Source organism: Salipaludibacillus sp. HK11 (genome assembly GCF_047795645.1).
GTDB lineage: Bacteria > Bacillota > Bacilli > Bacillales > Salisediminibacteriaceae > Salipaludibacillus.
Genome location: NZ_CP181045.1, coordinates 867,635 through 892,392 on the forward strand (window position 1 = coordinate 867,635; position 24,758 = coordinate 892,392).

General features: G+C 34.2%; 24 protein-coding genes and 3 pseudogenes. 21 read left to right on the top strand and 6 right to left on the bottom strand.

All coding sequences use genetic code 11. From position 1 onward, the window contains the following. The first annotated feature begins 228 nt into the window (after nt 1-228). The 7 genes from ACM26V_RS04575 to ACM26V_RS04605 all read left to right on the top strand — a co-directional run bounded on the left by ACM26V_RS04575 (nt 229) and on the right by ACM26V_RS04605 (nt 4,227). Nucleotides 229-690: a GNAT family N-acetyltransferase gene (locus ACM26V_RS04575; RefSeq protein WP_416150267.1), complete on the top strand. Its 462-nt coding sequence runs from the start codon at nt 229-231 to the stop codon at nt 688-690. Between the two features lie 430 nt (nt 691-1,120). After that, nucleotides 1,121-1,300, top strand: a complete 180-nt coding sequence (locus tag ACM26V_RS04580) for a hypothetical protein (protein ID WP_416150268.1) — start codon at nt 1,121-1,123, stop codon at nt 1,298-1,300. A gap of 42 nt (nt 1,301-1,342) precedes the next feature. Continuing rightward, entirely contained in the window at nt 1,343-1,789 is a 447-nt protein-coding gene (locus ACM26V_RS04585; RefSeq protein WP_416151785.1) for an NUDIX hydrolase, read from the top strand. A gap of 108 nt (nt 1,790-1,897) precedes the next feature. Then, nucleotides 1,898-2,197: a hypothetical protein gene (locus ACM26V_RS04590; protein WP_416150269.1), complete on the top strand. Its 300-nt coding sequence runs from the start codon at nt 1,898-1,900 to the stop codon at nt 2,195-2,197. Between the two features lie 123 nt (nt 2,198-2,320). Further along, the gene (locus ACM26V_RS04595) at nt 2,321-2,770 is read left to right on the top strand and encodes a GNAT family N-acetyltransferase (RefSeq protein WP_416150270.1); all 450 of its coding nucleotides are present in this window, start codon (nt 2,321-2,323) and stop codon (nt 2,768-2,770) included. A 139-nt stretch (nt 2,771-2,909) separates the two neighbouring features. Beyond that, entirely contained in the window at nt 2,910-3,626 is a 717-nt protein-coding gene (locus ACM26V_RS04600) for an SDR family NAD(P)-dependent oxidoreductase (RefSeq protein WP_416150271.1), read from the top strand. A 445-nt stretch (nt 3,627-4,071) separates the two neighbouring features. Next, nucleotides 4,072-4,227 carry a hypothetical protein gene (locus ACM26V_RS04605; RefSeq protein ID WP_416150272.1) on the top strand — a complete coding sequence of 52 codons (156 nt, stop codon included), beginning with the start codon at nt 4,072-4,074 and terminating at the stop codon, nt 4,225-4,227. 171 nt (nt 4,228-4,398) lie between these two features. Here the strand turns inward: ACM26V_RS04605 and ACM26V_RS04610 are convergent, their stop codons facing one another. After that, the gene (locus ACM26V_RS04610; RefSeq protein WP_416150273.1) at nt 4,399-5,823 is read right to left on the bottom strand and encodes a PLP-dependent aminotransferase family protein; all 1,425 of its coding nucleotides are present in this window, start codon (nt 5,821-5,823) and stop codon (nt 4,399-4,401) included. A 133-nt stretch (nt 5,824-5,956) separates the two neighbouring features. On the opposite strand from ACM26V_RS04610, the gene ACM26V_RS04615 reads away from it, so the two are divergent. Then, nucleotides 5,957-6,874: a DMT family transporter gene (locus tag ACM26V_RS04615; RefSeq protein WP_416150274.1), complete on the top strand. Its 918-nt coding sequence runs from the start codon at nt 5,957-5,959 to the stop codon at nt 6,872-6,874. A 165-nt stretch (nt 6,875-7,039) separates the two neighbouring features. On the opposite strand, the gene ACM26V_RS04620 is transcribed toward ACM26V_RS04615, so the two are convergent. Continuing rightward, the gene (locus tag ACM26V_RS04620; RefSeq protein ID WP_416150275.1) at nt 7,040-8,128 is read right to left on the bottom strand and encodes a glycoside hydrolase family 11 protein; all 1,089 of its coding nucleotides are present in this window, start codon (nt 8,126-8,128) and stop codon (nt 7,040-7,042) included. A gap of 1,315 nt (nt 8,129-9,443) precedes the next feature. Between ACM26V_RS04620 and ACM26V_RS04625 the strand changes: the two are divergent. Further along, a pseudogene (locus ACM26V_RS04625) lies at nt 9,444-9,545 on the top strand (SEC-C metal-binding domain-containing protein); the annotation flags it as partial. Between the two features lie 317 nt (nt 9,546-9,862). Here the strand turns inward: ACM26V_RS04625 and ACM26V_RS04630 are convergent. Continuing rightward, nucleotides 9,863-11,770: a diguanylate cyclase domain-containing protein gene (locus ACM26V_RS04630; RefSeq protein ID WP_416150276.1), complete on the bottom strand. Its 1,908-nt coding sequence runs from the start codon at nt 11,768-11,770 to the stop codon at nt 9,863-9,865. A gap of 567 nt (nt 11,771-12,337) precedes the next feature. On the opposite strand from ACM26V_RS04630, the gene ACM26V_RS04635 reads away from it, so the two are divergent. From ACM26V_RS04635 to ACM26V_RS04675, 9 genes and pseudogenes are all read left to right on the top strand, one after another. Beyond that, nucleotides 12,338-12,655, top strand: a complete 318-nt coding sequence (locus ACM26V_RS04635; RefSeq protein WP_416150277.1) for a hypothetical protein — start codon at nt 12,338-12,340, stop codon at nt 12,653-12,655. A 41-nt stretch (nt 12,656-12,696) separates the two neighbouring features. Continuing rightward, nucleotides 12,697-12,930 carry a hypothetical protein gene (locus tag ACM26V_RS04640; RefSeq protein ID WP_416150278.1) on the top strand — a complete coding sequence of 78 codons (234 nt, stop codon included), beginning with the start codon at nt 12,697-12,699 and terminating at the stop codon, nt 12,928-12,930. Between the two features lie 116 nt (nt 12,931-13,046). Continuing rightward, nucleotides 13,047-14,312: an FAD-binding protein gene (locus tag ACM26V_RS04645; protein WP_416150279.1), complete on the top strand. Its 1,266-nt coding sequence runs from the start codon at nt 13,047-13,049 to the stop codon at nt 14,310-14,312. 705 nt (nt 14,313-15,017) lie between these two features. Further along, a pseudogene (locus tag ACM26V_RS04650) lies at nt 15,018-15,560 on the top strand (GNAT family N-acetyltransferase). A gap of 183 nt (nt 15,561-15,743) precedes the next feature. Then, nucleotides 15,744-16,160 (top strand): flavoprotein, encoded by a 417-nt coding sequence (locus ACM26V_RS04655; RefSeq protein ID WP_416150280.1) that lies wholly within the window; start codon nt 15,744-15,746, stop codon nt 16,158-16,160. 77 nt (nt 16,161-16,237) lie between these two features. Then, nucleotides 16,238-16,525, top strand: a complete 288-nt coding sequence (locus ACM26V_RS04660; protein WP_416150281.1) for a hypothetical protein — start codon at nt 16,238-16,240, stop codon at nt 16,523-16,525. A gap of 31 nt (nt 16,526-16,556) precedes the next feature. After that, on the top strand, nt 16,557-17,285 hold the full coding sequence (locus tag ACM26V_RS04665; RefSeq protein ID WP_416150282.1) for a hypothetical protein: 729 nt from the start codon (nt 16,557-16,559) through the stop codon (nt 17,283-17,285). 1,064 nt (nt 17,286-18,349) lie between these two features. Further along, nucleotides 18,350-18,541 (top strand): hypothetical protein, encoded by a 192-nt coding sequence (locus ACM26V_RS04670; protein WP_416150283.1) that lies wholly within the window; start codon nt 18,350-18,352, stop codon nt 18,539-18,541. A 537-nt stretch (nt 18,542-19,078) separates the two neighbouring features. Further along, a complete protein-coding gene (locus ACM26V_RS04675; RefSeq protein ID WP_416150284.1) occupies nt 19,079-19,528 on the top strand; it encodes an ASCH domain-containing protein in 450 nt (149 codons plus the stop codon). A gap of 127 nt (nt 19,529-19,655) precedes the next feature. Here ACM26V_RS04675 and ACM26V_RS04680 read toward each other — a convergent pair. The 3 genes and pseudogenes from ACM26V_RS04680 to istA form a co-directional block, all read right to left on the bottom strand. After that, nucleotides 19,656-20,226 (bottom strand): annotated as a pseudogene (locus tag ACM26V_RS04680) (DUF2812 domain-containing protein). A gap of 319 nt (nt 20,227-20,545) precedes the next feature. Beyond that, nucleotides 20,546-21,304 carry an IS21-like element helper ATPase IstB gene (gene istB, locus ACM26V_RS04685; RefSeq protein WP_416147913.1) on the bottom strand — a complete coding sequence of 253 codons (759 nt, stop codon included), beginning with the start codon at nt 21,302-21,304 and terminating at the stop codon, nt 20,546-20,548. After that, on the bottom strand, nt 21,301-22,827 hold the full coding sequence (istA, locus tag ACM26V_RS04690; RefSeq protein ID WP_416150285.1) for an IS21 family transposase: 1,527 nt from the start codon (nt 22,825-22,827) through the stop codon (nt 21,301-21,303). The genes istB and istA overlap by 4 nt, the downstream gene beginning before the upstream one ends. 314 nt (nt 22,828-23,141) lie before the next feature. Between istA and ACM26V_RS04695 the strand changes: the two genes are divergently transcribed. The 3 genes from ACM26V_RS04695 (at nt 23,142) to ACM26V_RS04705 (ending at nt 24,702) form a co-directional block, all read left to right on the top strand. Next, nucleotides 23,142-23,657, top strand: coding sequence for a hypothetical protein (locus ACM26V_RS04695; protein ID WP_416150286.1), 516 nt, complete (start codon nt 23,142-23,144; stop codon nt 23,655-23,657). Between the two features lie 328 nt (nt 23,658-23,985). Beyond that, nucleotides 23,986-24,189, top strand: coding sequence for a hypothetical protein (locus tag ACM26V_RS04700; RefSeq protein ID WP_416150287.1), 204 nt, complete (start codon nt 23,986-23,988; stop codon nt 24,187-24,189). 75 nt (nt 24,190-24,264) lie between these two features. Continuing rightward, the gene (locus ACM26V_RS04705; RefSeq protein WP_416150288.1) at nt 24,265-24,702 is read left to right on the top strand and encodes a hypothetical protein; all 438 of its coding nucleotides are present in this window, start codon (nt 24,265-24,267) and stop codon (nt 24,700-24,702) included. The last annotated feature ends 56 nt before the right edge of the window (nt 24,703-24,758 follow it).

Consider the following 24,758-nt stretch of genomic DNA (forward strand, 5'->3'; position numbering starts at 1 on the left):
TGTGTTAGTATCTCTATCGGAGTTCTTATCATTGAAATGATATTTTACATTTTTCACTAGACTAACTTTCTTTTTCAACCAGTAGAACCGTCCCGGTGGTTAGTCCGGTGGTTAAGTAGAAAATGTTCTTCATCTAACGGGGAAATCCTTTAATAAGGAGTTGTAATTCTAATAGTACTAACGTGACAGATTAGTTGAATAAATATAATTGATTAAGGAGCAATATACGTGAATATAAGACTTGCTGAACCAAAAGATATTAAGCAGTTAATCAGAATGAGATGGGATTTTACTATTGAATATGATGGAAGTAAAAAGAAAACAGCATATGAAGATTTTGAAAAGGAATGCCAGTATTTTTTAGAGAATGCACTTAATAGTGATCAATGGTTTATTTGGGTTTGTGAAGAAAATGAAAAAGTTGTCTCACATATATACACAGAATTAGTTCATAAAGTACCACGCCCTGGTAAAAAAACATATCCATTTGCTTATATGACTAATGTATATACAGTTCCAGAATTTCGAAATATGGGTGTTGGTAGTAAGATACTCAAAACAATAAACAATTGGATGAAAGAAAACCATTATGAATTTGTTATCGTTTGGCCAAGTGATGAGTCCATTAATTATTATAAGAAAAATGGATATAACCATTGTAAAGAACCTATGCAATATTTCCCATCTTGAACTATGGAGTTGAACAAGCTGTTGTGCGTTTCTAAAGGATTTAGTATTTTTCAAGGGGGGGAGGAATTAAATGATCAAAGTTATTCTAAGTGTAATTATTATTTTTGTTACTGTAATGCTGAGTTTTAACGCTGAAAATTTGTTTTCTATAATAAGTTTTTGGATTTTAACTGGTCTGTCTATATAGATCGTTTTTAATGATAAAAAAGAAAGTAAGACATCTGAATAAGAATTTTATATTCCACAAACGTGTGCATAAGTTCAGCAGCTATTGCAATGAAAGTTTCTAATGTTGTTGAAGTGAACGGAGCAGAAGAGTTTAACAACGTAAAATAGCAGGACCATTGCCTTATCCATTTTTCTTGTTGCTTCTTCCAGCGTGTTTAGCATTCTTCTGATCTTTATATGGTCATTACCTATGAGTCTATTTATGATCGGTATGCCATATATTTTTTCAATATATGATGTTATTGGAGTTTTATATCTTGTCAGTTTTTTAAAAATTCGTTTTAAAGGTAGCGGTATTGTAAAAAATCAACTTTGCACTGCCAGGAGTACATTAATTGAACGTGCTGTTGCTCCAGAGAGATACCAACAGTTATGGCGCTAACGGGGAATTTCGTTGAAAACAAATTTTATGATAGGGGAAATTATGGCTAATTATACTAAGGAAATAAGAAAACTAATAGGCACAAGACCTTTTATTTTAGTAGGTTCAACTATTGTAGTCATGAATGATAATAAAGAGATTTTATTTCAACACCGCTCTGATACAGAAGAATGGGGATTGCCAGGTGGAGCAATGGAAATAGGTGAAAGTCTGGAGCAAACAGCCGAGCGTGAACTTTATGAAGAAACTGGTTTAAAGGCAAGGTCATTAAGGTTTATTGATATTTTGTCAGGAAAAGACTTTTATTTTAAATATCCTAATGGTGACGAGGTTTATAACGTAATAACCGTTTATCTTGCAGAAGGAATTAGTGGAGAGTTGGCCATAAACGATGGCGAAAGTTTGGAATTGAGATATTACTCAGTAAGTAAGCTCCCTTCAAAAATGGACGTAAGAGCAAAATTAATCATTGAAAATTACTTTTTATAGTTATGTTACTAGCGGATTTAGTGGACTTAGGGATACTAAAAAGAACGTATTTTTAAATGATTCCCAGTCAGTTAAAATAATCTAATTGAAACGGGGAGGGGGAAGCTTTTGAAATTAACTTTACGTACTTTAAGAATAATTAAATACGCAGAAAAAGAAGCTGATAAGACAACTAAAGTTGTACATCCAGTTCATTTACTTTTAGGTATATTGTTGGAAAGGACAAGTGTGTGTGCTGAGCTTAATAATAACTACCCCAATCTTTGGGATAAATTAAATAGAAGAGCAAAGGATATAAATTTTGCCGACGAACAAAGGGTAAGTTATGAACCTTTTAAAATAAAAATTGCCCGTTCCACTAAAGATGTGATGGAGAATGCAAATAATCTAATGAAACGGTACAAGTAGATTTATTTAAATGAAGGACATATAATTGATGCAATTTTTAGTAGTAATGACTATTCAACAAAAATAATAATTGATGGATTGTATGTTTCTCGTATCCTTGAAATCGTCGCTTTTCCAAGAGATATGATTGTTTCATTGAGAAGTTATTCGTTTCCAGCTATTCGAATAACCGATATAACTTATAGAAGAGCAGAGCAAAATGATGTTATTTCTTTAATTAACTTTATTATAAAAGAATTTGGAAATGGATGGATAGACTCCATTGAAAATGGGTTCTTAAAAGACAAGATTTCTATTTATATTGCCTTAGATGATAAAGAAATTGTAGGATTTGCTTGCTTTGATGTTGTTCGAAATAAAAAGGGGTTATTTGGTCCAATGGGAACTGCTCATTCAAAAAAAGTACAAGGTATAGGATACGGCTTGCTTCATATGTGTTTAAGGGAGATGAAAGAAAAAGGATATGAATATGCTGTTATTGGAGAAGCAGGACCACTTGAATTTTATGAAAAAGCTTGCAATGCGGTTGTAATTCCTAAACCTAGCAACTGCAGGGACGGTTCTACTGGTTGAAAAAGAAATATAGCAAAGAAAGAATCTTTCTTCTGAAGGAAGTGTTTATCGTAGCTAATCTAATCATTGGTTAGGGAAGGGGGGGGCAACCGAAGAACCGTTCCCTTGGTTAAAAATGCATGAGGAGTGAATCGTATTCATGAAAAAATACTTGATATTTGGAGCAAGCAAAGGTTTGGGGGATGCATTTGTCAAAGGATTACCTACCGAAGGTGACCAAGTATGGATTGTCTCAAGAACTAAACCGAAAAGCTTAGACTTAACGGACGGGATTAAACGAATATGGCTGGAAGCTGATTTGTCGCAACAAAATTCAATAAAGATTACGGAATCTCTGCAAAATGAGCGGGTAGATGTTCTTATTTATAACGTGGGTATTTGGGAAAAAGAAGGTTTTGAGAATCACTATGATTTCGAACATGACGATCCAGCTGACATTACCAATATGATTCATGTCAATTTAACTTCTACGATAGTCTGTATTCAAGCGCTGTTGCCAAATCTACGACAGTCTGAAAATGCAAAAGTCATCTTAATTGGCTCAACCGCTGGATTAGAGCATACCAATAACTCACAAGTAACCTTTGTCGCGTCGAAATTTGGATTGCGAGGTATCACACAGGCACTACGTGAGCATCTTCGAAAAGATAAGATCGCTGTAACTTGCATCAACCCAGGCGAATTGGCAGCAGAAATCCCTTATGAAGAAGGTGTTGAAAGAGCAATTTCTGAATATAATGGCACTCGAATTCCCGTACAAGATATTGTTTCCATCGTCAAATGTATCGTAAATCTGTCAAAGGTTGCTTGCGTAAAGGAGATTGATGTACCAGCCATCACAGATTTAAATGCTTAAGGCCCAACCAAGGGGACGGTTCTTTTGGTTGCCCAGTTGCATCATTTACTATGATCAATGATTAGATTGGCTACGATAAACACCTAGCTTTCTGCAGATAGAGAGACTCTCTTTGCTTAGATGAAACCGGAAATTATTAGGAGGTGTGTGTTAGTGTCTCTATCGGAGTTCTTATCAGTGAAATAATATTTTACATTTCTCACTAGACGAACTATCTTTCTTAACCAGTATGCTGCTGTTGGGGTACTATAGCGAGTTTAGTACTAATAAGAAAGTATATTAAAAGGTTCCCAGTCAGTAAAATAATTAAATTGAAACGGGGGGAAAGCTTTTCGACTAACATCGTGGATGGAATGATGAAAATATTTCTTGGGAATTTACAATATTGGCTAATAAATAATCAGATTTTCATGGTTAAATCCAGTAAAAAGGGAAGGTGAATGAAGTGAACATAGTTATAGGAGCTTTACTGATATTTTGGGGAGTAATGGTACTTTACTCTTCTTTACTTAGAATGAAAAAGGATGACTATAAAGATAAAGGTGTTATTGGTGTTATTGGTTACATTGAATTAGAATTCTTATTTAAGGATCTTAAATAGATTTCCGGTAGGTGTTATTAAAGGCTTTATTTTATTGGTGGGTGTTTCATTTATAACTTGTGGAATAGTCATTATTTAATAGATTTGTTTATAACACTAATGGATAAGCGATAATTAAAGAAACTAAATGTGTGTAGTATAATACACCTTTACTTGAAGAAGCAGAACTGTTTAATTTTTCTGCTCTATCTCTGCTTCTACCACAGTTCTCAATCGTCTTACTCCTTCTTCTAAATCCTCTTCGGTTAGATTACCATATCCAAAAATAAGTTTATTATTGTGTTGTCCTTTAACTAAAGCATGGTTCTCTACTGGCAAAATGCTAACCCCATTCCTCTTTATTTCATCTAATATCTTTATTGAAAAATTAAGATTAAATTGTGCAACTAAGTGAATACCAGTTGAAGCACCTAATATTTTTATTTGGTCTCCAAATTCATTTTTTAGACACTTTATTAAGAAGTCTCTCTTTCTTTTATACAATTTACGCATTTTGACCACATGTTTCTCTAAGTGTCCATCTTTTATAAAACGTGCTAAAATTATTTGCTCAATAGTTGGAGAGTGATAGTCTGTGTATCTTTTAAGGATTTTAACTTCTTCGACCAATGAAATTGGCAAAATTAAATAACCAATTCGTAGGCTAGGTGATAGGATTTTACTAAAAGTACCTATATATATGACCAGTTCAGGAGATAACCCTTGTACTGAACTTACTGGGTGTCCAGAGTACCGAAATTCACTATCATAATCATCCTCTAGGATATAACTATTTGTATCCTTAGCAAAATTAATAAGTTGAATTCTTCTTTGGATTGGTAATATTCCACCTAAAGGGAACTGATGAGATGGGGTAACGAAAATAATGTTTTCTTTTCTTTTTGTTGAAAGGCGTTCTGTTTGCATCCCAAATCCATCAACTGGAATAGGGATAATTCTAGCCCCTCTTTCAATAAAAATTTCAGGGATTTCTTTAGTAACTGGGTCTTCAATTAATAATTTGGAATTTGGCTTTATTAATAGCTTTGCTAAAAGTGTGAACGCTTGAGTAGCTCCAGAGGTAATAATAATCTGACTAGAATGACATCTAATTCCTCTAGTTCTATAAAGGTAAGTTGAAAGAACGTTGCGTAACTGTTCACTTCCCTCAGGTGAACTATAACCGAATAAAGAAGCTTCAATATTTTCATAAACGTCTTTTCCTATACTACCCCATTTTTTTCGTGGGAATTTGTCTAAACAAGGAACGCCTGAACGAAAGTCAATTAAATTGATTTTTTTAGTCTTAGGATTGTTCATTGAAGTTTTTACGGATAAAGGTAGCACTTCACCAACCGGAAAACCCTCTAGGGATATTCCTGATTCCACAAAGGTTCCAGCCCCTTGCTTGGATTTAATAAATCCTTCAGCGATTAATTGGTCATACACTTCGAGAATGACACTTCGAGACACATTTAATATGGTAGCTAAATCACGACTAGATGGAAGCCGCTCACCCTCATGAAGTTCTCCTAATAAGATTTGTTCTTTAACTCCCACGTATATTTGTTGATATATTGTCTTATCTGATGTTTTATTTAATTCAATCCAAATCATATTTATCTCCTTGTTTTTAATATTGGTTAAAAAAATAGATCTAAATTGGCTCTATAATAAACCAATTTACAATGTTAACTTTACAGTAATACCAGTTTAAATGGAATAATTACTTGAAATGGAGTTGGTTACATTGAATGAGAAGGTATTAGCTTACCTTAAAGTTATTGCAGCAATGGTCATTGTAGGAAGTTCCGTAGTAGTAGGAAAAATATTAATTCAAACTATGCCTATATTTCTAGCTTCTGAGTTAAGGTTTTTAGTAGCATCTTTAATCTTAGTTCCATTACTAATTTTCAAGGAGGGGATTCCTTCATTAAATAAAAAGGATATTGTAGTTCTCTTTTTTCAATCGTTGGCTGGAGTGTTTTTATTTAGCATCTTTATGTTATATGGCTTAAAATTCACTACTGCAATGGAGGCAGGAATAGTTACTAGCACTTTACCAGCAATGGTAGCTCTTCTAGCTTATTTTATCCTTAAGGAGAAGCTTACGAGAAATAAAATAGTAGGTATCCTAACTGCTATTTTAGGAGTCATAGTTCTTAACGTTTCGGGTATTAATGAGATGGAGGGTGATAATTTGAAGATGCTAGGTAATTTACTTATTTTAGGAGCGGTGATGGGAGAAGCATTGTTTATTATTTTAGGTAAGTCTATATCTAAAAGAATAAGTCCCTTAGCTATAACAGCAGGAGTATCTATTATTGGCGTATTGCTATTTTTGCCGATGGCTATTTATGATATTCTTAATGCTAATTATTCTTTTGGTTCCGCTCATGATTGGCTTCTTATTTTTTACTTTGGAATTGTTGTTACTGTTTTGGCTTTTTTATTCATGTATCAAGGAATTGCAATATTACCTGCTACTACGGTAGGTGTATTAACCAGCGTTTTACCACTAAGTACAGCAATTCTATCATTTTTCTTTTTAAGGGAACTAATTTATTATTACCATTTAATGGGATTTTTTCTTATATTTATCGCAATTTATTTTACATCAAGAGAAGAAAGCAACCAAGAGGACGGTTCGATACCAGCGATAAAGTAGTAACTTTCGAAAAACACTCTTTTTTTTGGGGTACAAATAAATATGTCTCCCCACATACTAAACGTTGCTTAGAATCGAATCTGAGGACTCATTTCTCTCTATGTGTTTTTCGCTTTTAAAAAGTTGGACTTTATCAGCAGTCCTGAACCGTCCCGGTGGTTAATCCTAATGAATCTCTAAGTAGTCCACGTAAGCATCCCAGTTGCCATCATTGGCTGTCAAAATGAGCTCGATTTCCTGATTTCCAGTTCCATGCTGGACATTATCAATGGTATAGACGGCAGGGTAGTTATCACCAAAGTAGAAAGTACCAACCGTCTGGCCACCAATTCTTAAATCGACTCTGGCCAAGTTGTTGTTATTGGAAGCACCACGCAGTGAAAAACTATGTGTGTCGTTTGCGAAATATTGGCTGTAACTTACTCTATCATCATTTCCATATAAGACAACGCCATCAAATGGTGAGCTAATTTGATGTGCCCAAGGTCCATTGATGCTCATATCTTCTGCTTGTACGACAGTGGAACTACCTCCACCACCATTGACTGGTGGAGTACCACCACCTGAGCTACTATCAATCGTAAGTGTATTACTATAGACGTCGGCGCTTCCACTACTTTGCCAACCCTCTACCACTGTAGCTACTTCATACATATTTCCCATTGGCATGCCTAAACTTTCCCATGCGTTAAAGTGCTCACTAACAGAGATTGTTCCACTTGTACGTTTTGACGTACGAACACTCCAATACTGCTGAAAAGTAGTATCTCCGATGATAGAAGGTTGATTGGTACGAGTGGTTTCGTAAATCTCATATGTTCCACCATCAACTGTAATGGTACCCTTGGAGGTGCCACCAGGTGGACGCCAAGTTCCCCAGCTATCGATAATATAATATTCTATTAGTGGATCAGTTGTCCATCCATATACTCCAAGATAGGAGCTGCCGTCTGGTTGGTAGTTTGCACCATAGTTAATGGATATATTTCCAAGTTGCTGATGTGTTTGTGTCTCATCAAATTTTTGGCCTTTGCGGAATAGTATATTATTTACATTACTCCACTCACCACTAAATGTGCCACCACTTCCAAGAGTCATGCTCCCAGATCCACCTTGATCCTTCCAAAATTCATAATCATAACCATCATGTGTACCAATTTCATTGGAAGTAATCGCAGAAACGATAATTGGTGAAACAAATAATGCAAAACAAAACAAAAAGGCATAAATTACTTTTTTATTTTTTGATTTCAATTCAAACGCTCCTTTTTAATGTATTCAGATTTAGTCTCACTAGATGCTTTACAAGCCTTTAGTAGACTGTCTTCATTCCTCCTTCTCGGCTTCAGTTTAATGCAAGCGCTTTCTTAACGCTTACAAATCATATTAACTGAATATTTTTATTAATAGAATCATCCAATAGTCATCTATAAAATATATAAATTTCATAAATTAATGGTTAATACTAGGCTTATATACAAGTTTCACCAAATAAGTTAGTTGCTTCTATGGAACGGAGGAGGTAATGTATAGGCAGGAAGTCACTACCAACTAATTTATAAATTTAAAAGTACAGTGACGGTTTCTTGCTTCTTTAGTATCGCTGAAAGAAAGAGTACAAGAACGTCACACGTGTTTTTTCATTTGTTCAGGTGTTATGATTTGAGTGAAAATGTACTGGTAAGAGGGACACTGGGATAGGTATATTTTCCCTGTTTGTTTTCTGAGTTTGCAAGGGACCTGTAATCTGTACCCCTCGGTGTTGTGATGACTTCCAGTGCATATTATGTGTTACAAATCATTGATGGAACGCTAATTTAGCTTTAAAATAAGGATAATTATATTTTTAAAAGGAGAGTTAGAAATGCTGACTTTATCAAAATATGTGAACGATCATATTGATGCTTAAATGCAGCAGGGCTATAAGCTTTCTGCTGACGGGAAAAATCAAGAGGCTGTGGACGTTTGGCTAGCTTTATGGGAAGACATAAAAGAGGCTATGAAGGAACATAGCATTCAATACATAGAGGAATTAGAAGAGTGTTTCCAAGGAAATCAATTTATATTGAATTGGGTGCAGGATGTTGAAATGAATATCTCGAACGCTGCGCTTAAAGACAAGCGTTTTTATCAGAAGCGGCTTGATTTTTTGTCTGAATTCATTGTACTTATGAAAAAGAAACATAGCGATAACGCTTTAGTAATGAAAAGAGCGCTTGCAGAATCATACTTTCATTTAGGTGATCTTGAAGAAGGCGAGAGACTCTTTAAGGAGCATACGAAGCTGTATCCCACATCAGGTTTTGGGTGGATTAACTGGTCGGATATGTACTGGATCTCTGCCGTAGACAAGAATAAGGACAAGGATAAAGCGATCCGAATTCTTAAAGAAGGATTAAAAATCGATAACGTGGATGAAAGAGACGTTTTCTATGAGAGGCTTATTGATATTTATCAAGAGTGCAACATGCCAGACGAAATGGCTGAGGCGGAAGAGAAATTGAAAGAAGAGAATGAGAAGCAGCGTCCTTCCTTCGTTCAGCCATCTCCAAGTATAAAATCGTTTGTAAAGCCAGCGAAAAAACCGGAACAAAAGCCTCAGAAGATTGGCAGAAACGATCCGTGTCCTTGCGGAAGCAATAAAAAATATAAAAAGTGCTGTGGTGCTTAAAGAGGTATTATGAAAAGAGATGATTGTATGAGAGTATTGAGTTTATTGGTACCAAATTTTATCATCACCAGGCCCATTTTAGGGTGCTTTTCTCTATGAAGAATCTTATTATATCAAGGTTTTTACCGTTTATTTATGAGAATCTCTTAGAAATTAAAACTAATTAAGAACCTAGTAATAAAACGTAGATCGATGATGACAAGACAAAAAAGATGACCAAACACCGTAAAAAGTGATTGGTCATCTTTTTCATCAATTTTGGTAGACTTTATCACTGGTCCCGAACCGTCCCCTTGGTTACACCCCTGGTTACAAAGTTATTCTATAATAGGTGCAGAACAAACTTGATTTCTTCCCACAATCTTTGCTTGATATAAAGCATGATCTGCTTTCTTTAATATGCTATTCATATCTTCAGTAGTATTTGGAATTACGGTGATTAGCCCAATACTTACAGTTACATAGTTGGAAACGAGTGATTTTTCATGGACTATTTCTAACTTTTCTATTTTCTGGTTTAATATTTCGGCAAATTGTTCTGCTTCCTCTTTACTGAGCTGAGGAATCACATAAACGAATTCCTCACCACCATATCTTGCCACTAATCCTTCTGTTGATTTATTAACTCTTTCTTCTTTTAATGATTGTGCAACGAGCTTTAAACACTCGTCGCCCTGTTGATGTCCATAATAATCATTGTAATTTTTAAAGTAATCAATATCTATGAAAAGAATGGATAAGGGGGTTTTTTCTTGTGCGCAAATTTCATATTGCTGCTTATAGTGTTTATCAAATTGTCTTCTGTTCGGTATATTTGTTAGTCCATCAATGAGCGCCATTTTTTCTAGTTGTTCGTTAAGTTCCGCTAGCTTTTTATTGGACTGTTGGATTTGTTGTGTGCGTTGTTCTACCTTGGTTTCAAGTTCGCTATTTAATTGCGATAAATCTTCGGTCAACTCCACTGAAAGGTTCAGGGAAGAGGAGAGCCTTTTTGATAGTACTAAAGAAAAGCATATGATGAAAACAATGATACCAATTGGATAAAAATTCGATTCAGGGGTGTTAGAGTTATTTAAAGAAGTGAAAATATCTAAAAGAACGGTGGTCATTAAAAAAGCTAACCCCGTAATGAGGTAATAACTTCCCTCTTGTTTTTCCTTCAATGAATTAATTGCTACAGTGAGAACATAAAAAACCGCTATAATCATATAAAAATGAAAATAGACAATGAATGATAGGTAGGTTTGTGCTGTCGTAAAAATAGTAAGTAGCCCGAAAAAAATCGTAACGATAATACTACTTAAAGTAAACCATTTACTACTTAAAGTGAACCAATTACTTCTATGCTTACGGTACATTAAATACAAGACCATGCCTAATAGTGGGATATGGCTATAGAGACTAATGAACTCCAATTTCATAGCGAGATCCCAATCAATGTTGGAGAATATTTTTGTGAAGTAAACATTTCCAATCATTGAATAGCGAAAAGCGGCCACTAAACAATATGCTCCGAAATAAAAGAAATAAGACTCGATTCTTCTGAAAAATCCAAGACTAATATGGTAAATACCCGAGAATATTAAGACGCCAAGCAATATCGATTGTAAAATAGTTTCATAGAAGTAGCTATGATGAATATTCTCTGATTTTCCTAATATGATCGGTTCCAACAATCCTCCGGTATCATAATCATAATTAGATATTTGCAGGGTAACAAAGAATGTTTTGTTTTTTGGTGAAAAATAAACCACCTGAGGCTTTTTCTCAGGAACACTTGTGGCTCCATTCGTACCAACCTGGCCGTTTGTAGCTAGGAGTTTGTCATCAATCCATAAATTGAAATTAGATTGCATGTAAGGAATTTTGAGTCCCATCACTTCATTTATTTCGTTCATGGAGACTTCTAGCCTGTAAGTTGCAAAGCCCTCCTTTGGAAGAGGTTCACCATCTAGTGATTGTGTATGCCAGACACTAGGTATATCGATAACATCAGTTTGTTTGATCTTAGATTCGCTTTTGAAATCAGTGGGGTCAAGTAGTTGGTTCCAGTACAGATCCCACTGTCCATTTAAGTTGATTAAAGACTTTTCGTTGTCCCATTCAGAAAGGTCAAGTTCGCCATCAATTGCAATGAAACTGGTGTCAACATTTTCATTTGGAATGGAACATGCTTGTAAAATGATAGTGATAAACAAGCATAATAGTAATAAGTAATGCTTCATGATGTTCACCTCTTTCTATGGTGCCTAAAGTTATATGACTTTAGTTGTATATACTCCATTTAATAGAAAGAAAAAATGTTTTATATAGGAAAATTATATCATATTGTGGAAGCGGTTGGAATTTTCTTTTCTTCCTTCTTAGATGAGAATTTTTGCTTGTTTTCACTTAATTTTAAGTGGTTACATGGACAGGTATCTTTTCCCATGTTTGTTTGTCTGTAATTGTAAGAAATAATTTGGGAGGGTTATTTTTCTTTTGTGCCTCAGTAGTTGGACAGGGAGAACAGAAAAGCTTCTTTAACTACTCTTAAAAATCTGAAGAGCTGTTCATCCTTCAGCTTTCCTGAATACTTTGAATTTCGAAAAGTGTTATTGACCTTATTAAGCGACTTGGTTGTAGAGGGACAAGGCACCTCTGTCCCAAATCGTCTGATTAGTAGGGCAATTTTTAAAAGCGAAAGGAAATTTATGATAAAATAGGTATAGAGATTTATTGAGTTTGTAAATATACTTAAACTCACTAGCAGGAACATTTAATAAAATTAAAAGACAAAAGGAGTTGCCTTATTGAATTTACTAAGTATAGATGATTTGTCTAAACGGAAAGTAAATGAAATATTCTATTTAGCTTCAAAAGTAAAGCATCAAGGCTATAGTAATGTTTTAAATGGAAAACACTTCGTATTATTCTTCCCAGAATCAAGTTTAAGGACTAGAATAACTTTTGAAAAAGGAATAAAAGATTTGGGTGGAAATTCAATACTATTTCCTCCTGAGAGTTTAGATAAAAAAGAAGAATTAGAGGATGTTATACAATACATCTCTAATTGGGCAGATGGAGTGATTATTAGACAATCTGACTTTTCTAAGGTAAAGGAATTATAGCCCCTGTGTTGTCATTCAGTGATATAGTTTTAACTGATTCTTTGCCAAAAGATTTAAGAACAGAAAAGTACATAAGCCAGTATCAAATTACTTTAAAAAGGATGGAATTAGCTAATAAAGGAACAATGTTAAATCCTTGCCCACCATTTTTTAGAAACGAAGAAGTAAGTAGTGATGCTATCTCTTCAAATTATTTTGTTGGATATGGATTTAAGAAGAATCTACTATATGTTCAACAAGCAATAATATTATATTGCTTAGGAATTAAGCTATAGTAGAAAATGATACTTATTAACAAGGTAATTGGTATTATTTTAGTTTCATATCTGGAAACTAGAAACGCTTCAACCATCTACAAACAATATTTTTTTAACAATGGGAGTGTATATAAATGGAGAACCAGAGAAACTGGGCAGGAAATTACAAATATAGTACTAGTAGGATTCATGTTCCTGAAAGTTTGGAAGAAGTACAGCTAGCAGTATCTCGATGTGAAAATCTTAAAGTACTTGGCACACGACATTCGTTTAATAGTATTGCAGACTCGACTGAGGATCTTATCTCGACAGAACATCTCAACCGAGTAGTATCATTAGACCGTAAGCACCAAACGGTTACTGTGGAAGCGGGAATCAAGTATAGTGATCTCTGTAGCTATTTACAATCAGCAGGTTATGGATTGCAAAATCTTGCCTCTTTGCCACACATTTCAGTTGCGGGTGCTTGCGCAACAGGAACGCATGGATCAGGTGATCAGAACAGGAGTCTTGCTTCAGCAGTTTGTGCGATGGAGGTTGTTACCGCTAGTGGAGATGTGGTTCATTTCTCCCGTGATAGCACTAAAGAAATCATGGATGGTGTGGTCGTTAATCTTGGAGGGTTGGGGGTGGTTACGAAGATGACTCTCGATGTGGTTCCAGAGTTTCAAATGAGACAAGACGTCTACGAAAATTTACCATTTTCGAACCTCCTAAAGAATTTCGACGACATTGTCTCAAGTGCCTATAGCGTTAGTCTATTCACGGACTGGAGGACGGATTCATTCAATCAAGTCTGGTTAAAGCACCGTCTCACTGACCAAGAATCTTTTGACTTAAAACCATCGTTATTCGGTGCGCCACTTGCAACGGAAAACAAACACCCAGTACCAGGTCAAGAAATAGAGAATTGTACCGAACAAATGGGCATCACTGGGCTATGGCATGAACGGTTACCTCATTTCAAGATGGATTTCACTCCAAGTAGTGGAAAGGAACTACAAAGTGAGTATATTATTCCTCGGCGACATATCTATGAAGCTTTATCTGCAATTAGTGAGCTGGGTGAGGACATAGCTCCACTTCTTCAAATCTCTGAGATTCGAACAATCGCGAAGGATACTCTTTGGATGAGCTCTTGTTACAGGCAGGATTCAGTTGCGATCCACTTTACTTGGAAAGATGATTGGGATGGGGTTAAAAAGGTGTTGCCGAAGATAGAAGAGAAACTCGCGCCGTTCCATGCTCGGCCACATTGGGGGAAGCTATTTACACTTCCACCGGAGCAGGTGATATCACTCTATGAGAAGCTACCAGATTTTAAACAACTACTTCAGCACTACGATTCAAAAGGGAAATTTCGTAACGCATTTCTAAACACTTATATTTTTGGTGAGTAAGGGAGAAGGTAAAAAATGAGTAAGAAAAAATATTATCTTTATATAATGCCACCTATGTTCATCATCGGCTTATTATTGATATTTTATCTGCCAACAAGCCAAAGACCGTTTGTATTTTTAATACCAATTATTTTTTGGATATGCTATTATGTTTTCGAGTCAATAGAACAGAGGAGAAAGCAAAAATAGAATGATAATCATAGGACAAATCATTTGCGAATTCACATCGACATTCGCAGGTGATTTTTTTTGGAATTTTAAATGAATTAAAGGAAATTTATGTTAAAATGTGAATGAAGATTTATTTAGTTTGTGATTATGGAATAGGGAGTTTTGTGAAGTGTTCATGGTTAAATCTGATAAAAAGGAAAGGTGAGTGAAGTTATAGGGGCTTTACTAATATTGTGGGAGTAATGGTACTTTTCTAAGAATTCTAATTCAATCTAGCCACTAACACTTTTATCTTTATCATTTAGAAAAAATCAGTTGTCCGACGCTAATTTTACATGGAGATAATGATACTATGGCCAAAAGACAAGAAGATTATATGAATAAAAAATCAGTGGCTCCCAACTCATCGTTAAAGATGATGCACACCATGCAACAAATATGGACAACCCTAAATAAGTCAACCATCACATCCATGAATGTCTAAATAATTTGTAATCTTTGAGAGGAAAATCGCAGAAAAGTAGGTAATAAATTATGTATTTAAAATTAGAAACTAGGCGATTAATTATACAGCCTTTTAAAAAAGAAGATGCAAGACGAATTAGCGATTTGGCAAACGACAAGGAATTAGCGAGTATCCTCGAGCTTCCACATCCATACGAATTGAAATATGCTGAAGATTGGATTGCAATTCAACCAGAACAGATTAAAGAGGGGGGTGAATACCCTTTAGCAATAGTATTAAAAGAACTTAAAGAAGTAATAGGTACCATTACTATAAGGATCGATAAAAGTAATAATAAAGGTGAACTTGGTTATTGGATAGGGAAAGATTATTGAGGGAACGGGTTTGCAACTGAAGCAATAAAAAGGGTATTAGAATTTGGATTTAACCAATTAAATTTAAACAAAATTTGTGCATCAGCTATATCCATAAATAAAGCCTCAACAATAGTTTTGGAGAAAGCTGGTTTACAAAAAGAGGGAACATTAAAGCAAAATAGATTACTACAAGATAATTATGAAGATGTTGATGTATATGGTCTTTTACGAATAGAATATAAAAACAATTATTAAAGAAAAGGAAAGCTTTAGTTAGGTAGCCATCGCTTTTGTTATGGCACTACCATGAAAAACTTATTCTCTATGGTGTAGCGCTAATCTTGCGCTACATGAATGACTAACGAGTAGAATACTCCAATAAAGGAGTATTAATCCTCTATATAGAATTGTATTTAAAATTGAATTTAGGGGGCTTTTATGGATAATCTATTTGGAAAATTTCTTGATACTTATTTAGATGCTTGGCGTTCTTCCTCTTTGCCTCAATTAAGAGATTTAATATCGAAGGATTACAAAGCCAGAGAGATTGCAGATGGAGATATAATAGATTTTGGGTTTGAAGAATCAATACAAGGGTGGGAACAAGGATTCAATTTTGCAAAAGAAAATAATGCAGAGTGGGAACTCAAAGAAATTTCAACTATCCCATTGAGAGTGAATGAAACATTGGTTATTATATCAGCAACTATGATCTTACATGGCAAGACCTTAAATACTGCACACTTATTTTTTCAAACCTTTAAAAAAGATACTTATGATGGTTGGAAACTAATAAGAAGTTATATTGAAGCAGGAATCCCATTGGATAATATAAAGAGATTACATCTTAACTAACGGATTAACGTTAGTTAAGATGTAACCTTTTATACACTACCTCGTAAATATAGTTATTATAGAAAGGACGTGTGTATATGAGGAACAAACCAATAAAAATTTTATCTATTTTTATTATTTCTTTATTTTCATTAAATGCTATATTTTTAGTTTCTCAATGGATTTCTGGTTACATATTATCCGTCACAAATGTTCCGGATATTGTTGATGCCTATGAACAAGCAAGCGCAGTGTCTAATGAAGTCACTTTCGGTACGAATTATAATATTACATGGTGGAGCAATCCTTTCTTTATCTTTTCTGTTCTTGCTTCTATTCTACTTACAATTTATATATATAAACTTAAAAATAGGGTTAGTGCTTAAAAGAAGAATATTCCATTAGGAGGAACAAAGAATGGAAAAGAAACAGTATTTAAGTTTTTTGGCAATAATAGTTGTAGTAGCATTTGTTATTATTTTTTTAAGAGACCCAGTAAGTGAAAATAATATAATTGAAGATACAGAAAAAGAAAATGAGAGTGAAACTGAATTGGTTAATGTTAGGGATGGAGGTAACGAAATTGACCCTATCGAGTACATTAATTTGCAGGGTGAAAATAGAGAGTTAAAGAAACAAATCGAAATACTTGAAGATGAATTCTTTGTTAGTAATTTTGAATTAGCAAAAATAATTATGAATTCCGAGTTAATTAACGAAGTTCTTCCTTATCCTGAATCATCTGAAATATTGTTTAAAGAAGTTGAAGATACATATTATGAATTTTTTTACAGAGATGAGACAGGTTATAACCTTATTGTGTCTTCATTAGAAGAGAGGTCAACAGAACACTTTAATTTTTATCAACTTGATCCAACTGAAGATTTTAATTGGTTTGGCGGAGATTCAACTTATAATGGTTTTATTGCAGATAGCCAAATTCAATCAGTCCGTGTTATACAGAATGAAACGGTTTATGATGCAGAAATCATTACAATTAATGAAAATTTGCGAGTTTGGTATAGCATAATTGAGTTTGAAAGGAAGTCATTATCAGAGGAACCAGATAAAATGAAGATTGAAGCTTTGAATGAAGAGGGTGAAGTTATTTGGCAGGAATCTTTTGAGGGGAATTTAGGAGGATAAATTTGGTAATAACGTGTTAATAATTTACCTCTTGAGAATCAAGAGCATTAAATAAATCGGAAGACACGATGAATAATATAAATATAGAAATTATTTATCCAAAAGAAAAATACCAATCACTCCCTGAACCTACTGGTGGTTATGATTGTTAAAATTAAAGTTTTTGACACCCTATTACGGTATAATTTTAAAGTGCCGGGGATCAGGGACCTTCTCTTTCTAACGAAGAAGGAAGTAGAAATTATGTCTGATAACATAAGAACAAGAAATGTTATTTTAGATTAACAAGAGGTTTTATTTACAATTGGTTGACACAAAAAGGTTTTCTTATGAAGTTGTACAGCTAATATATTGTTAAACAGGAATTAAACATATTGTACATTCCAAAGATAATATTCTTCGGCTGGTTTGATTGAAGTATTGAAGCAATCTATTAATAAAGGGGTCGTCGACTTGGATTTTCTTGTCTTTGTCATATCATACATTTTAATCACAGTTATATTTTCTCTATCTTTTGTTGGTATAACACTGTTGTTTATTTTGATTATCAAAAAATCCTTTAAAATGAACGAAACTAAATGGCAGTCTTTTTTTAGTTATAGAAAAGGAATAGGGTACTACATCGTTTTAGTTTTTCCTTATTTGTTAACTGTTTTAATTATGTTCCCATTAAGTATATTTTGGTTCGAAGTGATTAATTTTGAATATAAAGCTTTAGGCTCCTTATCTATTATTGTTTTCTTAACTCTAGCTGGAGTATTTAAATTTTCTAAACTGAAGAACAGCATTAGAGATAAAGTTCAATAAAACTTATTAGATTACATATTAATCAGACAATAATTGACTATTTGAAGAAGGAGAAGATTGAAATATATTTTAATTACTTTTATCTTAGTAACGACTTCATTAGTATACTTTGGAAAAAATATGAAGAAAATATAGAAATTTTCTTAGAAAAATATTTCTTGAACTAGCAAGTGTGATAGCGCGTTAAGCTGTGGTTAGCCTCATTCAACAAAATTGCAGGTAATACAACAAAGGGTCGAGCAAATGGAGGTTGAAAATTGAAATCAAGCGAAAAAAGAAGCACTGTATTTTTAATTCTCGTTGGAACATTATTTGTGTTTTCTATCCTATCAATCGTATTTTCTTTCGATAGTCTTATAAAAGACATCGTTTACTCTGCAGGATTTTTAATTGCTATAATTTTAAGTATATATTATAAAAAACAAGTAAAACAAGAACGTGAACAATAAATTGGCATTGAAATACTCAACTACGTGTGTTTTATGGTTCATGACCCCTAGTACGGCATAAATTTAAATTGCTGAGGGTCTGGAACTTTTTTTGGGGGCATATATTAGTCTGCAATTTCTACATTTATCAATGAATAGTGAAAAATCATTAAAGCAAAGCTGGTACACTATTACTTGGACTAAATGTTAGAGAGCTACTCGCTGCCAACAAAAAAGTATATATTCGCAAATACTTTTTAAAAAATTCGGATATCTGCCTTAATTTAAACAGTCAAGTAATTATTCTATTCAAGATATCTATTTTCAAGAAAGATATTTATCCCAACCAAATAAAACAACTGAAGTTCTTCGATGTAGGGTGGTTTAAAAAAGCTGCGGTTATTAAATTACACAAAGGGTTGAAATTAGACTAGCTATACTGGAGCCACTTAACTGTCTAGAAATCAGGAGGGACAACAAGTGTGGCGTGTATCGTGTAAATTCTCATGAAGGTATGCAAAAACAAAGGGATGTTTTTCTATTAAAGGATGATTATATATGAATAATAGAGTACAACAATTTTGGAGTGAATTTTGTGAAACAAATAATAAGAAAAATATTGAATACAAAGAGGCTTTTCAATTCGGAGTTTCTGCAGATTGGCTAGCCAGTTTAGTTGTTACGGGAAAGAAGACAGCGACAACTTCAGGGTTATTGTTTTATGAGTTAGAAAATGAAGCTATTCCTAAAGTTGGAGAATATAATATCGTTTTAGATGTTCAGGAAGAGCCAGTCGCAGTCATTCAAGTTCAATCTGTAGAGGTTGTTCCAATGAATGAGGTAACAGAGGAATTTGCTTTAGCAGAAGGTGAAGGAGACTATCGGTTTTGGTGGGAAGCTCACGAAAAGTTCTTTACTGAATTATTAAAAGCGTACGATTTGGAATTTTCATCAGATATGTTAGTGGTGTGTGAACGATTTAAAAACGTATATTCAAAAAGTAATTAAATGATTATTGTTTTCATAACTCTTGCTGGAGTATTTAAATTATCTGAACTGAAAAATAAGATTAGAGATAAAGTTCAATATAACCGTGAAACATATTAATCATGTCTAATATGTTTCACCATATTTTTTATTTTAACATTGGATACTTTCGATAAGCTTTATAGAAGCTGCTACCAAACAAAACAACCAGAATTGCGGGAAACAACTTCAATAAGATAAATGGAGTTTCAAATAAAAATACTTTCCAAAATAATGCACCTTCCATGCTCCAAAGACCTTCAAAATATAATCCCGAAAATCCAGAATCCTTGTAAAGCATATAAGAAAATATCAAACACAGCATCCCCAACGCAAATGAATAACTCATTAATCTTTTATAATAATTACCCTTTGATTTGCGGTCCGAGAAGATTTCATTTTGATCACCATCTTCTTTTTGCCAATGCCTTATTCCTCCCAGCCAGTACCCCTTTATATAGATCCCCAACCAAAATCTTCATATATCCCTTTGTATTCCTCGAACTTGTTCTTTGGTAAAAATCTTGATAATCAAGTCGCATAACATATCTTTTGTCAGTTTTTTTGAAAGTGTATATACCTAATCCGCTTATATTTGTACAGTGATAGCCTTTTTGTAATTGCTCGTTCAGCCATTGCTCTTCTTTTTCGATATTAAAAAACATCTTAAACATCTTCATTTGACTCACCTCCTTCGTAATGGAAGAATAGATTGGAATACAATAAGTTTTCTATTGATTGCAACTTTCTTTATATTATTATTTAGATTAGGCTTAAATTTATATAATAAAAATGAATAACTCTTTTGGTGAAATAAGGCAGTCACTTAAAGGTGAATACTAGATATTCAGATTTATTCTATTCCTGCTGTTTTTGTCAACATAATATTGAGCCACAGCGATCACTTTAAAAGTGAGCCACTTGTCATCTTTGTCCACCCATTAATGGGTAGGATTGGAAGTTGGGAGGGGCAACCCTCTCCCAACTTTCGCATGTTCTTTAGCCTCCTTCATTCTGTTTCATACTTTGCCTAAAACGATATGATTCGCCATTTAATAAATGTATATGTGATCGATGAGTGAGTCGATCTAAAAGAGCTGCTGTCATCTTGTCATCGCCAAATAAACTCGTCCATTCACTGAATTCTAAGTTGGTTGTAATGATGACACTCGCACGTTCATATCGACTGGAGAAAAATTGAAATAATAGCTCTGATCCTACCTTTGAAAAGGGCACATATCCGAGTTCATCTATAATGATCACATCTAATTTGAGCCACTTCTTTTCGAGAGCATTTAGTTTATGTTCTTCCTTTGCCATCAATAGTTCTTCTACCAATTCTGATGCTGTTATAAACTTGACTTTGTATCCATTTTGAATCATTTCAATACCTATTCCTGTTGCTAAATGAGATTTCCCTGTCCCACTGTTACCAAGGAAAATGATATTCTCTTTTTTTTCTACGAAATCACCTTGGCCTAACGTTAAAAATCGGTTTCGGTTTAAGCTGGGCATTAAACTAAAGTCATAGGTATCTAACGTTTTATGAACGGGAAAAGTAGCTTGTTTAAGTCGTCGTTGTTTTAAATTTTCTTCTCGTGTTTTCACTTCCAAATCTAATAAAGCTAACAAGTACTCTTCATAACTAAGGTTCCGCTCTTCAGCCTCTCTTGCGAGAGATTCGTAGTTTTGAGCGATCGTAGGCGTTCTTAATTGTTTCGTCATATGCTCCAGGAGTAACGTTGTTGTGGCCATCATTTCTTCCCTCCTGTCAGTAAACCGTATTGTTCTACGTTCGACTTTTGAACTTTATAGTCTAGTAAATTCGTAGGCGTTTTTTCTCTTGAAAGGTCATGAATGATCACGCCCTCATTTGTAAGTTGTTGAATCATATCGTGAACCACCTCATAGCGAAATACGTGAGTCTTCTCAGCTTCGATTAAAGCTTGAGTTAACTTGGGCAAGCCAATCTCACGATGTAAGAGGAGAAGACGGATGAACTTTTGATCTCCAATCGCTCCTTCTTGTTCTCTCATCTTACGATGATACCGTTTGAATACGTCTGGGATCTCAGAAGAGTGAAAGGCGTGTGCATCTCTTATTGCCCGCGGCTTATTAAGTAGAGCGTCAAGATAATGATCAAGATTCGTAAACATTTGATTTCGTTCATAAGATCGAGAATGTTCTGCGATCACTTGATTTTGAGCCACTATGATCACCTGATCGACAAAAATTTTTGCCCAAACAGCTTTTCCGACAAATTGACATGGAACAGAGTATTGATTGGTCTCAATTGTAACTAAAGACGTTTTATTCACCTGACATGATACCAACTTACACGCTTCAAAAACCTGATCAGGAAGGGCCTGTAGATAACCTTTTTCTTTCTCCCACATTTGAGCCACAGTCTCTTTGGAATTTGGAACCATGGTCCTTTCTGATTCCTTTAAACACCATTCTTTCAAGGAATCATTTAACTCTTCCATTGATTGAACTGCCGGAAGTGGAACGAAGGCATTTCTTCGAATATAACCAACCGTCCCTTCGATTCGTCCTTTTTCATTTCCAGAACGAACATTACAAAACTCTGATTTAAATAAATAATGGGCTTGTAGAGCGAGAAATGTCTCTTGCTCTATGCGATCTCTTCCTTTTAAAGTTTTTTGTACTGCCGTTTTCAGATTGTCATAGAGTCCTTCTGTTGGTATTCCTCCAAAGAATTCAAAGGCATGAACAAAACCATCGAGAAAGGCTTCTTGTTTCTCGTGAAGATAGGCCCTAACAAATCGCATGCGACTAGCGGATAACTGAATACAGAAGAGATAAACCCGTAGGATTCGGCCTTGAAGAATAATATCAGCTTCACCCCAGTCAAATTGAAATTGATGTCCCAGTTGAAATTCCAAAGGAATAAATACTTTTTGAAGTTTCTTTCTACGCTTAGCAACCACTTTTCGAATATTAGATGCCGAGCCTTTAAATGCATACTCATCAACGAGTCTCTTATAGATTCTAGCTGCCGTATGTTTTTGTTTCGCCCAATGCTTCAAATCATCTTCTAGCCACTGATCGATGATTGGCAATACTCGTTTCGTTTCATCTGAATATTGTTTGGATCCATAGATTCTTTGTCTATTAATCGCCGTGGGGAGTTCTGATTGATTAAGATATTTACTTACGGTATTCCTTGAAATACCAAGCTTTTTTGCGATGCTTCTTTCCGATAAACCTTCAACCTCTTTTAAATATTTGATATTATAATATTGAGCCATATCAATCATCCTTTTCTTCCTCTCAGTATGAAGTAGTTTGGTCACTATCTATCATAAGAGAGATTATTGAAATTGGAAATTGTGTGGCTCATTTTTCATGTGATCGAAACACCTAAAAGTGGCTCAAAATTAACTTATCAAAAACACCTGCCAATGAATTTAAATATTAAAAATTAGTTTACTAAATTTACAGGGTATTGTTTAAGATCGAAACTTCTTTAAGAGTTTTTCGTAGTTAAAATGGAAGGGTAAATATGCCATATAAGTCTATACCTACCTTCAATGATTGGGGAGAAAAATACCTTTTACGGAAGGAGACAAGTATGAAAATTATATTTGATCGTCCACTTTTTGGTGCTTCAACAAAAACACTGAATTTGGAAAAAGATGGTGAAAAAATTGGTAAAATGGACCGGTGGTTCCACCCGCCTCACGAAAGACCTGCGACAAGCCCAATATATGATGTGAATATAAAGGTTGCAACTCGCATCGATACTTATGAAATTTCACAGCAATCCTTTACTTTAGGTAAAGGGCATCATTGGAAGTTAGAACAAAACGGGGTTGAAGTTGGACAAATGACTGGTTCGAAAGGAATGAAAGAGAAGCATATAATTGAATTACATAGCGAAAATTTCCCACATATCTTAATTCAATCCACATGGAAAGGCAGTGGGATTATATCAATAAATGACAAAGAAATTGGTGCGACAAAAGCTACTGGATTTTTAATAAATACAAAGTACATTACTGACACAGAAGCAATTACTAATCTTATTGACCCTTCCTTATTTGCAGGAATTACCTATACATTTTGGTCCTCACATACCCTTCGTTAGATATCTTTTTGTAGAAGATTGACAGAATAAAAGCTGTTGATTCTACGCAGTGTGAACGGAGATTTTTGGAAGAACGTATGTTAATTAAAAGGTTGGAGTGGTTATTAACAAAAAAAGAAATATTCTTATCGTTATATCTGCGGTGGTGTTAATTAGAGGGGGACTCAGGTTCCTTTTCTCTGTTTTTTTGGTTCCTGACCCAGTGCGGTAAAGTGATTCTTTCAAGAAATAAAGGAAATTTATGTTAAAATAAGTATATAGAATTAGTGAATTTGTAAATGAGTAGTTGGACAAAAGCTAGGTAATATGGATAACAAGGGAGGTGCTTTTGTTGGATACCATATTAGATATGTTTGTAAAATGGCTCATTATTTTTGTCACTTTGATTGTAGTAATTGGCATACCGGCATATTTAGTTTATATTCTCAGTCATAAAAATAATACTTTAGCAGACAAAGTAGAATCATTAGATATGAGAGTAAAAGAATTAGAAAAGATCATTCATGTAGTTAGAAATGATGGAGATACGTAACACCCACTTCATTCCCACTTACGGTTGAACCGTCCCCTGGTTAATTAAAAATACAATAGGAGGAATGAGTATTTTATGTACGATGTAAGACCACAAATCTTACCAGTTATTTGTATTATTTGTCTCGTAACATTTTGGAATGTTCTAAGTAGTTTTCACGGAAGTTTTTTCACTACTTTTTTATTTGTTTTACCGCTTGCCATATTTTTTGGTTCTTATCGATTTAAATTTAACATTCACGAAGACCGTCTGGTTTATCAATTAATTATTCTATTCAAGATATCTATTTTCAAAAAAGATATTTATCCCAACCAAATAAAACAACTTAAGTTTTTCGATGTAGGGTGGTTTAAAAAAGCTGCGGTTATTAAATTACACAAAGGGTTGAATATTAGACTAGCTATACTGGAACCAACGGAAGCTAATGACCATCTTCTCGAGTTTGCCAAGAAACACGATATAATGCTCCAAAAAACAAAAAATTATTTACGCTTGGAACGAAGAAAGAAATGAGGTGTTAGGTAAGCCAACTTAGCTAGATGGTGCTGTTATGGCGAAAAATTAAGAGG